This is a genomic window from Pseudoalteromonas 'SMAR' (assembly GCF_048515945.1).
GTDB lineage: Bacteria > Pseudomonadota > Gammaproteobacteria > Enterobacterales > Alteromonadaceae > Pseudoalteromonas.
This window is the reverse complement of record NZ_JBLWMW010000019.1, coordinates 39,472-52,736: the sequence shown is the minus strand read 5'-3', so window position 1 is coordinate 52,736 and position 13,265 is coordinate 39,472. Positions and strand designations below refer to the sequence as shown.

The following is a 13,265-nucleotide window of genomic DNA, read 5'->3' as shown; positions in this document are numbered from 1 at the left end:
TTTTACTTCTTGTGGTCAGATGAGTTTTCCCCATCTTGCCATATTCCGCTTTTTGCTGCCAACCCCGGCTCGGGTTCTAGCAATGCAAAGCGCGGTTGCGTTTGCCCTGCGACAGTGACGTTTTCTACAAACATACTCAGCGGCCTGACCCACAAGTCCCGCTCACCATACAAGGGTTGATACAACACCAAAGTTTCTTCGCTCTCGCTGTGTTTGGCCAAGCCATAAACACGGTATTCGTTGCCTTTATAATGGCGATATATGCCCAGGGTGATTTGCATTGTTGCGCTCGCTTAATAGAACAAAATAAAAAGCCGAATCTGACGCGTTGAAATGATACAATTGCGCCATGAACAAGCTCGGTGTTGAAAGATGAATTATATTGCCTTAAATGATTATAAAAAAGCGTGGGTATTTAAGCACCAAGATTTACCCGTTGCAGAACCTGACTTAGCCTTGATAAAGCCCATGAGCCCTCAGCGTTCAGCGGTGTTATGGAGCACCATGATCAGTAATGAAAAAGACCATCCTGACTTTTTTGATAGCAATGATTGGGTCGGTCAGACGAGCAGTTGGCAAGACACCTTAAGCTGGGAGCAACCTTGGGAAGCCGGTGAGGAGTTTCCAGAGGCGATTGCTGAGTTTTTGGACTGGCAAGATAACACCACGGTTTACTTCTGCTTGTCACGGCAGGAGGTGCTTGAAACCCGCTTTGATGTGTTTAAACGCAATTGGAAAAACTTTATGTTTCTCACCGATGGTAGTTTTTTAATAGGCAAAAAGCGCCATTCAGTTGTACAATTTATGCCCGAGGGGGAAGCTCGCTTGGGGAGCAGGCCTTAACCGTCCAGTGACCTGAGCTGCATTTTGCATTGCTGCCGCTGTGGTGTATAAAGGGAGGAAAGTCGCTAAAGACTTCCTTAAAGGAGGCGTTTTGCAACAGCAACAAAATACAATCTGGCATGACCAAGCGTCACGATTGCTGTTTGCTGAATTAGTCAACGTGTTCTATGCACGGGAACTGCCGCAACTTGCACAGCTCAGTGATCAACAACAGCTTCAGCGGCGATTAAAGAGCTTGCCTTATTATGTCGAGCGTGCCGCGACTCATATCGTACAAGGTGAGGTGCCGCTTGAACTCGATGGCTTTAATGGTTGCTGGTTAGCAAAACAAAAAGCGCAACCACAGCCCAACTTGCAAGCAAACCATGACTTTTTTAGTCAGCGTGCTGAGGTGGGGCTGGTTGTTCCTATATTACTGAGCCAGTATGATAACACCTCGGTGAGACTCGATACCATTGACCAACTGCGAGTAAGCGGTGAGGTGCATTGCAACCAGTATGGTTGGTTTTATGCCAATGGTGAGCCTTGTGCTGATGAGGATAAGGGGCAAGTGACCTTGCTGAAGCCAGCCAAGCCACTGATGGTTGCAGCCTGCTGTGGGCACACTTGGCATTATGCTAAAGCAGCACCACCGCGGCGCTTGGCACTGAGAGAAATGCTGTTAGCCAGTGCAATTAACTGGCGGCAAGTACAAAAAACAAAGTTAAGCCGCTCTGCTGGCATCACTTAATAGACAAGAAGTTTGGATTACAACATGCGATTTTTTCAGCTAGCGCTGCTGAGCTTGGCGCTATTTATTCAGTATCGGCTATGGTTTGGCCACAATGGCGTGGAAGACTATTCGCGGATCAAGTCGGCTGTAAAATCGCATCAAGAAACCAACGCTAACCTTAGCAAGCGCAATAAATTACTAAAAGCGGATATTGAAGATCTTAAGCTTGGCCTAGAAGGGGTGGAAGAGCGTGCCCGCCATGAGCTGGGGATGATTAAACCCGATGAAACCTTTATCCGCGTATTACCCAAAGTACCCAATGAAAGAAAACCATAATTTAGCTGTGATAGTCCCGGCCGCAGGGGTGGGTAGTCGCATGCAGGCAGAGATGCCGAAACAGTATATTCCTTTACTTGGCAAGCCGATTTTGTCACACACCCTAGACAAGCTGGCACAGCTAGACTGCATCAACCACTTTATGGTGGCGGTGTCGCAGCACGACAGTTATTTTAATGCCTCTTTTCTTCCCGACTCGCGTTTTGCTTGCTGCGATGGTGGCAAAGAGCGCGCTGATTCGGTGTTGTTAGCACTGCAAGCGTTGGCGCCACAGCAACCCGACTGGGTGCTGGTGCATGATGCCGCAAGGCCGCTGGTGGATCTCACCGATATCGAGCGCCTAATTTCAGCGTGTTTGCAGCAGCAGCAAGGTGGGATCTTGGCAGCGAAAGTGAAAGACACCATTAAGCGAGGCGCACAACTAGTGAGCGAAACCGTGCCTCGTGGCGATCTCTGGCAAGCCTTTACCCCGCAAATGTTTCCTTATCATACGCTATTACAAGCGTTGCAGTCGGGCTTGCAAGCTGGTGCCAATATTACCGATGAAGCCTCAGCGATGGAGCTGGCCGGAGAGGCTGTGCAGCTGGTGGCGGCACGTACAGATAACTTAAAAATTACTACGCCAGAGGATTTACCTTTGGCCGAGTTTATTATTCAACAACAAGGTAAACAAGATGATTAGAATCGGCCACGGCTTTGATGTTCACAAGTTTGGTGGCGCTGGCCCATTAACCATTTGTGGAGAAAAAATCCCCTATGAGCAAGGCTTTATTGCTCATTCCGACGGCGATGTTGCTATTCATGCCTTATGCGATGCGTTGCTCGGTGCCTTAGCGCTGGGTGACATTGGCAAGCACTTTCCCGATACCGCCAGTGAATTTGAAAACATCGACAGTCATATTTTGCTGCGCCGAGTCATGGCCCAAGTAGCAGAGCGTGGTTACCAAATCGGCAATATCGACGTCACTATTGTGGCGCAAGCACCAAAAATGCGCCCCCATATTGATGCCATGCGCAGTAACTTAGCAGCCGATTGTGGGGCCGAGTTAAATCAAGTCAATGTCAAAGCGACCACCACGGAAAAGCTGGGTTTTGAAGGTCGTAAAGAGGGTATTTCCAGTCATGCCGTGGTGCTGTTGGTTAAATCATGAGTGAGCTTAATTACCTTTACGGCAAGCCGCAATCTGACGCCGACTTTAAAGCCCATGCAGAAGACTTTCGGGTCGATGAAGTGCTGGATATCCCATTTACCGGGGAAGGTGAGCACGTTTGCTTGCAAGTGATAAAAAAAGGCGAAAATACCGCCTATGTGGCTAAGCAAATAGCCGCCCTTGCCGGGGTGGCGCCCAGAGAAGTCAGTTACGCCGGGATCAAAGACCGCCACGGGGTGTGCAGTCAATGGTTTAGTGTCCCAGTAGCGATTAAAAAAAGCCTCGACTTTAGTCAGCTTAATAGCGACAGTATCGTAGTCGCCCAGCAAATTAGGCACAACCGCAAGCTAAGAACCGGTTGTCATAAAGGCAACCGCTTTGCCATTACGCTGCGTCATGTTTCCGAGCCATTGGATATCTTGTCGCGCATTAATGCTGTGCGCCAAGGGGTGCCGAACTATTTTGGTGAACAGCGTTTTGGTCATGATGGTCATAACCTAGAGATGGCAGAGCGCTTGTTTGCCGGGGAGAAAATTCGCGACAAAAAACTCCGTGGTCTGGTGCTGTCGGCAGCACGTTCGCATATTTTTAATGCTATTGTGAGTCGTCGCGTTGCAAAGCACGGTTTAGCTAAAACGTGGCACCGAGAAGTTTTCTTACTCAATGGCAGCAATGCTTTTTTCGAGTCAGACATTGATTGCGAGCTCATTGAGCGTTTATTACAGCAAGATATTTTATTATCGGCTCCGTTGGTGGGCAAAGGAGACAAAGGGTTAGTACCCCAAGAGCAAGAGTGGCTGCTGGAGTTTGCCAAATGGCATCAGGGGTTGGCTGAGTTTGGCATGAAAAATGAGCGCCGAGCTTTACGCTTGATCCCAGAGGAACTCGGAGTAGAGCAGCTCGACGTCAGCACACTGACGCTGTCATTTACCTTGCCAAAAGGCACATTTGCTACCGCTTTATTGCGAGAGCTGGTGAATTACCGCGATGCCAGTAAAAAAGTGCGCGCAAGCGCCACAGAAGCAAACTAATCAGGCACAATATAAGCATAATTAACAATGAGGTGAACCATGAAAATTCTATTAAGTAATGATGATGGTGTTCATGCTAAAGGGATAGCGGTGTTACATCAGGCATTATCACAAATTGCGGATGTCACCGTGATTGCGCCAGACCGGAATTGTAGTGGTGCCAGCCACTCCTTAACTTTACTCAATCCACTGAGAGCCACCACCTTGGATAATGGTTTTATCTCAGTGAATGGCACTCCTACCGATTGTGTGCACTTAGGGGTGAGTAAGTTGGTCGATGAGGTGCCCGACTTAGTCGTGGCCGGTATCAATAATGGCGCTAACTTAGGCGATGATACTCTCTATTCTGGTACCGTTGCTGCCGCCACTGAAGGTCGTCACTTAGGTTTGCCTGCTATTGCCGTGTCGCTGTGCTCAAAACAAGAAAATCACTACGAAACCGCGGCGCAAGTGACCGTAGAAATCATTAAAAAACTGGCCAATCACCCATTACCCAAAGATCAAATTATTAATATTAATGTGCCTGACATCCCTGTACACGACCTGAAAGGGATGAAAGTGACACGGCTAGGGGCTCGTCATAAAGCTGATACCATGACCGAGCAGGTCGACCCTTGGGGGCGCAGTGTCTACTGGTATGGCACCTTAGGTCATGAAAGCGACGCTGGTGAAGGCACCGACTTTCACGCCGTAAACAATGGTTATGCGGCGATCACGCCCTTAAAAGTCGATATGACGGCCCACGACAGTATTGATGCCGTAGCGAGCTGGTTATCTTAAAAAGGTGGCAAGGTGCTAAACAATTATCAAGGCAGTGCCAAAGCGCTGGTTGAGTTACTAGAGCAACAGGGGGTGTCTGAGCCGCAGGTGCTCGATGCCATTGCTAATACACCGCGACACCTGTTTGTCGATGAGGTGTTAAAGCATAAGTCCTACGAGAACACTGCTCTGCCCATTGGTCAGGGCCAGACTATTTCACAACCCTATATTGTGGCGAAAATGACGGAAGTATTACTGCAAGTTGGGGTGCAAGGAAAAGTGCTGGAAATTGGCACTGGCTCGGGCTATCAAACGGCGGTTTTGGCACAGCTATTTGAGCAAGTATGCAGTGTCGAGCGCCTTAAATCACTGCAATGGCAAGCGCGAAGACGCTTACACTTACTTGATTTGTATAATGTCACCATGAAACATGGTGACGGCTGGCTTGGCTGGCAAAATAAAGCACCATTCGCTGGAATTATTGTCACCGCTGCTGCCGAGCGTGTCCCCGATGCCTTGTTAGCACAGTTACAAGAAGGGGGGGCGATGGTGATCCCCATTGGCGTTGAAAGCCAAGTATTAACGCTGTTTGTAAAGCGTGGTGAGCAGTTTATTCGCCATGAGTTGGCTCCAGTACGGTTTGTTCCCTTAGTGGCTGGCGAGGTCAGCTAGTGTAACTGCCAACCAGATGGCCTTTGGCAGCTTAACTAGTTGAAACGAATATATAAGTGAAAGCTGGCTAAAATTGCGTTAAATTAATAGGGAAGAAAGTTATTGGGATGCCGGAAAGAAGCAAACATGGGTGGTAGGGGAATTGTATTATTGTGTCTGGCAAGCCTGATCGGTGCGTGTTCATCGGATCACCGCCCTGCGCCGGTGACTACTTTGTACTCTGGTAATACCACTTCGAAACATAAAATTAATATTGCAGGAAATTCTTACAAAGTTAAAAAAGGCGATACTTTATTTGCTATTGCTTTTAGTGCAAATAAAGATGTTAGAACGGTTGCTAAAATCAACAATATTAAGTCGCCATATACCATTTACCCCGGTCAAACTATTTATCTCAACTATTCCAAAAAACAAAACGGAACGCGGAAAAAACAGCCAAGTGTAAATGGTCGCACCCAATATTCGAAACGTAAAGTTAACAAAACCCCGAAAAAAGAACTTGATCGGTCAAAACAACGAGGGTATGTTCAAAGACAAGCCACTAAAAAATCGACCAATAGCAAAAGCTTGTACAATAATAAGGTACGTTGGAAGTGGCCAGCTGAAGGCAAGGTAACTCGGCGGTTTTCGGTGAAAGAAAATGGCTATAAAGGGTTAGAAATATCTAACCGACCAGGTACTTCGGTTAACGCTGCCGCTGGCGGTATTGTAGTGTATGCAGGAAGTGCATTAAGAGGATACGGCAATTTAATCATTTTGAAACATACAGATGATTATCTAAGTGCGTATGCTCACAACGCTAAAATACTCGTTAAAGAGCAGCAAAAAGTTAAAGTTGGGGAAAAAATTGCCGAAATGGGTAGTACAGACGCTACTAAAACGGCACTTCGGTTTGAAATCCGTTTTAAAGGCCAAGCTGTAAACCCGGCAAAATACTTGCCTTAAAGTAAGTAGTTCACAATGTCGTGGCACTTACTTTTATTCGCATGGGGAGAATACTTATGGCTCAGACTGCAAAGTTACCTACCAAATCTACAACCGAACTCGATAACAACAAGTTCGACGAAAATACTATTGAAGAGCCTAAGGAAGAGCTACTTGAAGAGCTAGAAAACGATGAAGACGTGTTTGCCAAAGAAGAGGTCGTAAAAAACCTCGATGCGACCCAGCTTTATCTCGGTGAGATCGGATTTTCCCCATTACTCAGTGCTGAAGAAGAGGTGTATTTTGCCCGAAAAGCACTGAGAGGGTGTGAAGCGTCGAGAAAGCGGATGATCGAGAGTAACCTAAGACTCGTGGTTAAGATCGCACGCCGTTACAACAACCGTGGTCTAGCACTATTAGATTTAATCGAAGAGGGCAATCTTGGTCTTATTCGTGCGGTAGAGAAGTTTGACCCGGAGCGGGGATTCCGTTTCTCTACTTACGCGACTTGGTGGATCCGCCAAACCATAGAGCGCGCCATCATGAACCAAACTCGCACAATTCGATTACCCATTCATGTAGTGAAAGAGTTAAATGTGTACCTGCGTACCGCCCGTGAACTGACACAAAAACTCGACCATGAGCCTACTGCAGAAGAAATCGCGGAGTGTCTTGATAAGCCTGTTGAAGAAGTCAGTAAAATGCTGCGCTTAAATGAAAAGATCACCTCTGTAGACACGCCCATTGGCGGTGAAAACGACAAGGCCTTACTGGATATTATTGCCGATGAAAAAGGTGGTGGCCCTGAAACGGAAGTGCAGAGCAATGATATTAATAAGCACATCGTAGATTGGCTAGGAGAGTTGAATCCTAAGCAGCGTGAGGTACTTGCAAGACGGTTTGGTTTATTAGGTTATGAGCCATCGACGTTAGAGGATGTCGGTAGAGAAATAGGTTTAACCCGTGAACGGGTAAGACAAATTCAAGTTGAGGCGCTAAGAAGACTCAAAGATATTCTGCAACATGAAGGTTTAAATACCGAAAGCTTGTTTGAGCAGCTATCCTAATATCATCTATAGAACGTAAAAAGCCGCTAGATAGCGGCTTTTTTAGTGCTTGTAATCGAGAGCGTATTATAAGCTCTCGATCTTCGCTTTTTGCTCAAGCAGCTTGGTTTTAGCATCGCTGTACTCTGCCAGCTTCGCTTTTTCTTTTTCCAACACCGCGGCAGGAGCGTTATTAACAAACTTCTCGTTGGCTAATTTCTTCTCTACCTGAGCTAGGCCTTTTTCGGCTTTTTCTAGCTGTTTGGCAATACGAGAAAGCTCCGCTTCAACGTCAATCAGACCCGCCATTGGGATCATAATCTCTAAGTCGCCTATGTATGCGGTGGCTGATGCCGGAGCATCGTCTTTATTATCGAGCAGCTCAAAGCTTTCCAACTTAGCCAGTGCGCTCAAGAACGCTTGGTTTTCTTCTAAGCGGCGCTTATCTTCAGATCTTGCACCTGCTAGCAGCACTTTTAAAGGCTTGCTTGGGCTGATGTCCATTTCACCGCGAATGTTACGAATAGCGACGATGAATTGTTTTACCCACTCAAGATCTGCCATGGCAGTGTCATCAACCTGACTGGCATCAAACTCAGGGAAGGCTTCTAGCATAATGGTTTTGGCTTCAACACCGGCGATAGGCGCCACACGTTGCCAAATCGTTTCGGTGATATACGGCATAAGTGGGTGCATTAAGCGCAATAAGCCTTCAAGCACGGTGATCAGTGTATGGCGAGTACCACGTTGCTGCACCTCAGTGCCCTTAAACAAGATAGGTTTAGTTAGCTCAAGATACCAGTCACAGAATTGGTTCCAAGTAAATTCGTAAATGGTGTTTGCAGCCAAGTCAAAGCGATAGTTATCTAAGTGCTCAGAGAACTGCTTAACGGTGTTTTGGAACTGACCTAAAATCCAACGGTCGGCCAATGAATAGACTTTTTCATTGTCGTTGAATCCACAATCTTGCTCTTCGGTGTTCATCAACACGTAGCGGCTAGCATTCCACAACTTATTACAGAAGTTACGGTAGCCCTCAAGACGGTTCATATCCCAGTTAATATCACGACCTGTTGATGCCATCGCCGCTAGGGTAAAGCGCAGCGCGTCGGTACCGTGTGCTTCAATGCCATCGGCAAAGGTCTTACGGGTATTTTTCTCGATTTTCTTGGCCAATTGCGGCTGCATCATGTTACCAGTACGCTTGGTAACTAGGCTTTCCAAATCGATGCCGTCAATCATGTCTAATGGATCGAGTACGTTACCTTTAGACTTAGACATTTTATCGCCGTTTTCGTCACGAATAAGACCGGTAACATAAACGGTTTTAAATGGTACTTGCGGTTTGCCATCGTCATCTTTGATAAAGTGCATGGTCATCATGATCATGCGCGCTACCCAGAAGAAGATAATATCAAAGCCAGTCACTAAGGTATTCGATGGGTGGAATACTTTTAGATCATCGGTGTTTTGTGGCCAACCTAAGGTTGAGAAAGTCCACAGTGCTGAAGAGAACCAGGTATCTAAAACGTCTTCATCTTGATTTAGGGCAATGCTTTCATCAAGGTTATGTTTGCTACGCACTTCCGCTTCATCGCGACCAACATAGACGTTACCGTCGTTGTCATACCATGCTGGAATACGGTGGCCCCACCATAATTGACGCGAAATACACCAATCTTGCAGATCACGCATCCAAGAGAAGTACATGTTTTCGTATTGTTTTGGTACAAACTGAATATCACCGTCTTCCACCGCTTTAATCGCCGGTTCGGCCAGTGGGGCAACACGAACATACCATTGGTCAGTCAGTAGCGGTTCAATCACAACGCCTGAGCGGTCGCCATAAGGTACAGTAAGGCTGTGATCTTCAATTTTTTCTAGTAAACCCAGCTGTTCAAACTCGGCAATGATGGCTTTACGGGCATCAAAGCGGTCAAGGCCATGGAAGCGCTCAGGTAAAGGCGCTGACATAGACTCCAGCGGCTTACCATCAAAGGTAAAACACTCGCCTGTAGTTAGGATTGCAGCATCTTTATTAAAGACGTTAATCATTGGCAGCTCATGACGCTTACCAACTTCGTTATCGTTAAAGTCGTGTGCTGGCGTGATTTTTACGCAACCGGTGCCTTTTTCCATGTCGGCATGTTCGTCAGCAACAATAGGGATACGACGATCCACTATTGGCAACAGAATTTCTTTGCCGATTAAGTCTTGATAGCGCTCATCATCTGGGTTGACTGCAACACCTGTGTCACCCAGCATGGTTTCTGGGCGCGTGGTGGCTACCACAATGTAGTCTTTGCCATCTTGCGTCTTAACGCCATCCGCTAATGGATAACGTAGGTTCCACATATGGCCCTGCTTATCTTTGTTTTCAACTTCTAGGTCAGAAATCGCCGTATGTAGCTTAGGGTCCCAGTTTACTAGGCGTTTGCCGCGGTAAATTAAATCGTCTTGATAGAGGCGCACAAACACTTCTTTCACTGCCTCAGAAAGGCCGTCGTCCATGGTAAAACGCTCTCTATCCCAATCGACAGAAGCACCTAGGCGGCGCAGCTGTTTGGTGATGGTGCCACCGGATTGGTTTTTCCACTGCCAGATTTTATCGATAAAGGCATCACGACCGAGCTCATGGCGAGATTTACCTTCCTCTGCTGCCAGCTTACGTTCGACTACCATTTGCGTTGCGATACCAGCATGATCGGTACCAACCTGCCATAGGGTATTGTTCCCTTTCATGCGTTGATAACGGATCAAAGTATCCATAATGGTGTCTTGGAAGGCGTGGCCCATGTGTAGGCTACCTGTGACATTCGGCGGTGGGATCATAATTGAATATGCGTCGCCTTTGCCTGATGGCTTAAAGTAGCCATTTGACTCCCAGTCTTGGTATAAAGACTGCTCAATATCTTGCGGATTGTAGGTTTTATCCATTACACAGAACCCTAAAAAATGCTATTTCTCAATATCTTCAGTGGAAATTGTTGCGCCAAGTCCACGTAACTGTTTGAATCGTTCTCGTGCAGCTTGTTTGGCGCTGGCCTCGACCGGGACAAAGTCAAATACCTGGTCAAAGCGACGAATAAAGTCAGGTAAAGCCGTCGCAAGGTTAATCAATACCGGTCGCCGAGCAGCGGGGGGCATTAGCCCTATCTCTACTGGCGCACCACCTTTGGGGCCTTCACCCTGGAGGTTATGTGGTACAAATCGCTCCGGGTTAAAACACCATAAGTGCTCATCAAAGAGGTGAGCGTCTTCGGTATTATTCACATTAACAAAAATGCGGTGACCAGCCTGATACAGGGTGGCCGCTGTTTGTGCTGCTAGATCAAAATGAGCCGGAACGCTAGCTCCCGGCTCATCGCTTTGTTTTAACACGTAAAAGCGCGCTTTGATTGTCATTATAATGGTACCAATTACGACGCGTGACTTTACAGTTTTCCCAAGCTGGCGCGCAATCATGGCGACTGACTTAGGCTGATAAAGTTACCTGGCGCGACTGAGTTTAAACGTTAAACTTGCGCGACTTATATGCACATAAATAGGCCGCTATTTTGACACATAAAGGCAAGGCCATCAATCAACACCGAAAAGGTGGGCAGAAAAACCCTGTCGGGCTGAGAAAATACGCCCTGACAGAGAATATGCCACTGGCTTCAGGGGCCACAGAGGTCGCGGAATAAATCCGCGGCTACATAATTTGTCACCCTGAACTGGATTCAGGGGCCATAGAGGTCGCGGAATAAATCAGCTGCTACGGGTTCGACGTGGTTATTGGCTTCGGTGTTTGAAACAGATGCATGATGTCGTAGCAGCGATTTTATATCGCGACTGTTTTTATGGTTTATATCGCAATGTTTTACATGGACTCCGGACCAAGTCCGGAGTGACGGCCTGACGTAGGCGCAGTTTTATAACGCAACAGGGGGAGCGTTGTAGGCGCGATTTTATATCGCGCTAGGTTTTGAGGTAATGCGTATTAGATCATATGATTGAGGAATTGGTTTGTGGCGACAAACAAAAAAACGCGCTGTCGAAACAGCGCGTTTATATTTTTGATACGTAGCAGAGATTATATATCGCGATTGTTTTCACGATTTTACATCAAGGATGTTTTCGTGATGATGTATCGCGCTGGCATTGCTGCTAGTCTTGCTGTGCGTCCGTGATATCGGCGCGATTTAACAAGTACTGCATTAACATAGGCACAGGACGGCCGGTTGCGCCTTTGTTTTTGCCGCTTTTCCACGCTGTGCCGGCAATATCTAGGTGGGCCCAATTGTACTTTTTGGTGAACTTAGATAAAAAGCAAGCCGCTGTGATAGTCCCTGCTGAGCGACCGCCAAGGTTAGTAAAGTCCGCAAATGGGCTTTCTAATTGCTCTTGATAGTCATCCCATAACGGTAACTGCCATGCTCTGTCGCCACTTTGCTCCGACGCTTTTAATAGGTCGTGCGCCAGCGGGTTGTGGTTTGACAGTAAGCCGGTTGCATGACTGCCCAGTGCCACAATACAAGCCCCAGTTAGGGTCGCCACGTCAACCACTGCTTCTGGGTCAAATGCTTCAACGTACGTGAGGGCATCACACAGCACCAAGCGGCCTTCGGCGTCGGTGTTAAGCACTTCCACCGTTTGCCCCGACATGGTGGTTAAAATGTCACCTGGGCGATAGGCATCACCACCAGGCATGTTTTCGCAGCCTGCCAATACGCCAATTACATTTAACGGCAGCTGCATTTCTACCACCGCACGCATCAGGCCTAATACCCCAGCAGCGCCACCCATGTCGTATTTCATTTCATCCATGGCTTCGCCTGGTTTAATTGAAATACCACCGGAATCAAATGTTAAGCCTTTACCAACAAACACAATAGGTGCTTGGCCTTCTTCGCCACCGTTGTAGTGGATCACTGACATCACTGACTCATTGCGGCTGCCACGGCCTACCGCAAGGTAAGAGTGCATTCCCAGCTCTTCCATTTCTTGCTCGCCCACCAAGTTAACGGTGACATTATCAAAATCTTCAGCAAGCTGTTGTGCCTGTTCACCTAAGTAACGCGGATTGCAAATGTTCGGTGGCATATTGGCCACGTCTTTACATACTTTGCTACCGGCAGCAATGGCTAAGCCATGTTCAATAGCGCTTTCACCTATGGTCAGTTCACGTCTTGTGGGGACGTTGAACACGATTTTGCGCAGTGGGCGTCGTGCTTCGCTCTTCTTACTTTTAAGTTGATTAAAGGTGTATAAGCAATCTTGTGTGGTTTCAACTGCTTGGCGCACCTTCCAGTAGGTGTCACGGCCTTTGACGTGCTGCTCAGTTAAGAAGCACACCGCTTCCATAGAGCCGGTTTCGTTTAAGGTATTAATGGTTTTTGAAATAATCTGCTTGTACTGTTTATCATCTAACTCGCGCTCTTTACCACAGCCAACGAGTAGGACGCGCTCACTTAGCACGTTTGGTACGTGATGAAGTAGTAGTACCTGTCCCGGTTTACCTTCTAAATCACCACGGCGTAATAGGTTTGAAATGTAGCCTTCGCTTATTTTATCCAGCTGTTCACCAATCGGTGAAAGACGACGTGGCTCGTACACGCCAACCACAATACATGCGCTGCGTTGTTTTTCTGGACTACCACTTTTTACGCTGAATTCCATTGCGACTCCTGAGTCTTAGTAATGTCTTTGAACTTTTTATGCCAATTAGCATTCCTAAAGTTTAAGTCATGAATATACTTAACCTTAGGTAGGATATTGGGTCACATTGGCATATAATAAAGTGACTAAA

14 protein-coding genes are annotated in these 13,265 nt (G+C 47.1%); 10 read left to right on the top strand and 4 right to left on the bottom strand.

Going from position 1 to position 13,265, the window contains the following annotated elements; all coding sequences use genetic code 11:
• Positions 1-2: 2 nt before the first annotated feature.
• Positions 3-281, bottom strand: coding sequence for a DUF1653 domain-containing protein (locus tag ACNKW2_RS09850; protein ID WP_419148402.1), 279 nt, complete (start codon positions 279-281; stop codon positions 3-5).
• 91 nt (positions 282-372) lie between these two features.
• Between ACNKW2_RS09850 and ACNKW2_RS09845 the strand changes: the two genes are divergently transcribed.
• The 10 genes from ACNKW2_RS09845 (at position 373) to rpoS (ending at position 7,495) form a co-directional block, all read left to right on the top strand.
• Complete coding sequence (locus tag ACNKW2_RS09845) at positions 373-843, top strand: DUF2947 domain-containing protein (protein ID WP_419148401.1); 471 nt, start codon at positions 373-375, stop codon at positions 841-843.
• Between the two features lie 91 nt (positions 844-934).
• Positions 935-1,573 carry a hypothetical protein gene (locus tag ACNKW2_RS09840; protein WP_419148400.1) on the top strand — a complete coding sequence of 213 codons (639 nt, stop codon included), beginning with the start codon at positions 935-937 and terminating at the stop codon, positions 1,571-1,573.
• 24 nt (positions 1,574-1,597) lie between these two features.
• Complete coding sequence (ftsB, locus tag ACNKW2_RS09835; protein WP_419148399.1) at positions 1,598-1,891, top strand: cell division protein FtsB; 294 nt, start codon at positions 1,598-1,600, stop codon at positions 1,889-1,891.
• Positions 1,875-2,573: a 2-C-methyl-D-erythritol 4-phosphate cytidylyltransferase gene (gene ispD, locus ACNKW2_RS09830; RefSeq protein WP_419148398.1), complete on the top strand. Its 699-nt coding sequence runs from the start codon at positions 1,875-1,877 to the stop codon at positions 2,571-2,573. Before ftsB ends, ispD begins: the two co-directional genes overlap by 17 nt.
• Positions 2,566-3,042: a 2-C-methyl-D-erythritol 2,4-cyclodiphosphate synthase gene (ispF, locus tag ACNKW2_RS09825; protein WP_419148397.1), complete on the top strand. Its 477-nt coding sequence runs from the start codon at positions 2,566-2,568 to the stop codon at positions 3,040-3,042. The genes ispD and ispF overlap by 8 nt, the downstream gene beginning before the upstream one ends.
• A complete protein-coding gene (gene truD / locus ACNKW2_RS09820) occupies positions 3,039-4,073 on the top strand; it encodes a tRNA pseudouridine(13) synthase TruD (protein ID WP_419148396.1) in 1,035 nt (344 codons plus the stop codon). Before ispF ends, truD begins: the two co-directional genes overlap by 4 nt.
• 39 nt (positions 4,074-4,112) lie before the next feature.
• Positions 4,113-4,853, top strand: coding sequence for a 5'/3'-nucleotidase SurE (surE, locus tag ACNKW2_RS09815; RefSeq protein WP_336567403.1), 741 nt, complete (start codon positions 4,113-4,115; stop codon positions 4,851-4,853).
• Between the two features lie 12 nt (positions 4,854-4,865).
• Positions 4,866-5,504, top strand: coding sequence for a protein-L-isoaspartate(D-aspartate) O-methyltransferase (locus ACNKW2_RS09810; RefSeq protein WP_336567402.1), 639 nt, complete (start codon positions 4,866-4,868; stop codon positions 5,502-5,504).
• 126 nt (positions 5,505-5,630) lie between these two features.
• The gene (locus tag ACNKW2_RS09805; RefSeq protein WP_419148395.1) at positions 5,631-6,449 is read left to right on the top strand and encodes a peptidoglycan DD-metalloendopeptidase family protein; all 819 of its coding nucleotides are present in this window, start codon (positions 5,631-5,633) and stop codon (positions 6,447-6,449) included.
• Positions 6,450-6,505: 56 nt separating this feature from the next.
• A complete protein-coding gene (rpoS, locus tag ACNKW2_RS09800; protein WP_419148394.1) occupies positions 6,506-7,495 on the top strand; it encodes an RNA polymerase sigma factor RpoS in 990 nt (329 codons plus the stop codon).
• A gap of 66 nt (positions 7,496-7,561) precedes the next feature.
• On the opposite strand, the gene ACNKW2_RS09795 is transcribed toward rpoS, so the two are convergent.
• From ACNKW2_RS09795 to pepA, 3 genes are all read right to left on the bottom strand, one after another.
• Positions 7,562-10,411 (bottom strand): valine--tRNA ligase, encoded by a 2,850-nt coding sequence (locus ACNKW2_RS09795; protein WP_419148393.1) that lies wholly within the window; start codon positions 10,409-10,411, stop codon positions 7,562-7,564.
• A 21-nt stretch (positions 10,412-10,432) separates the two neighbouring features.
• A complete protein-coding gene (locus tag ACNKW2_RS09790) occupies positions 10,433-10,879 on the bottom strand; it encodes a DNA polymerase III subunit chi (protein WP_336567396.1) in 447 nt (148 codons plus the stop codon).
• 744 nt (positions 10,880-11,623) lie between these two features.
• The gene (gene pepA / locus ACNKW2_RS09785) at positions 11,624-13,135 is read right to left on the bottom strand and encodes a leucyl aminopeptidase (RefSeq protein ID WP_419148392.1); all 1,512 of its coding nucleotides are present in this window, start codon (positions 13,133-13,135) and stop codon (positions 11,624-11,626) included.
• Between the last annotated feature and the right edge of the window lie 130 nt (positions 13,136-13,265).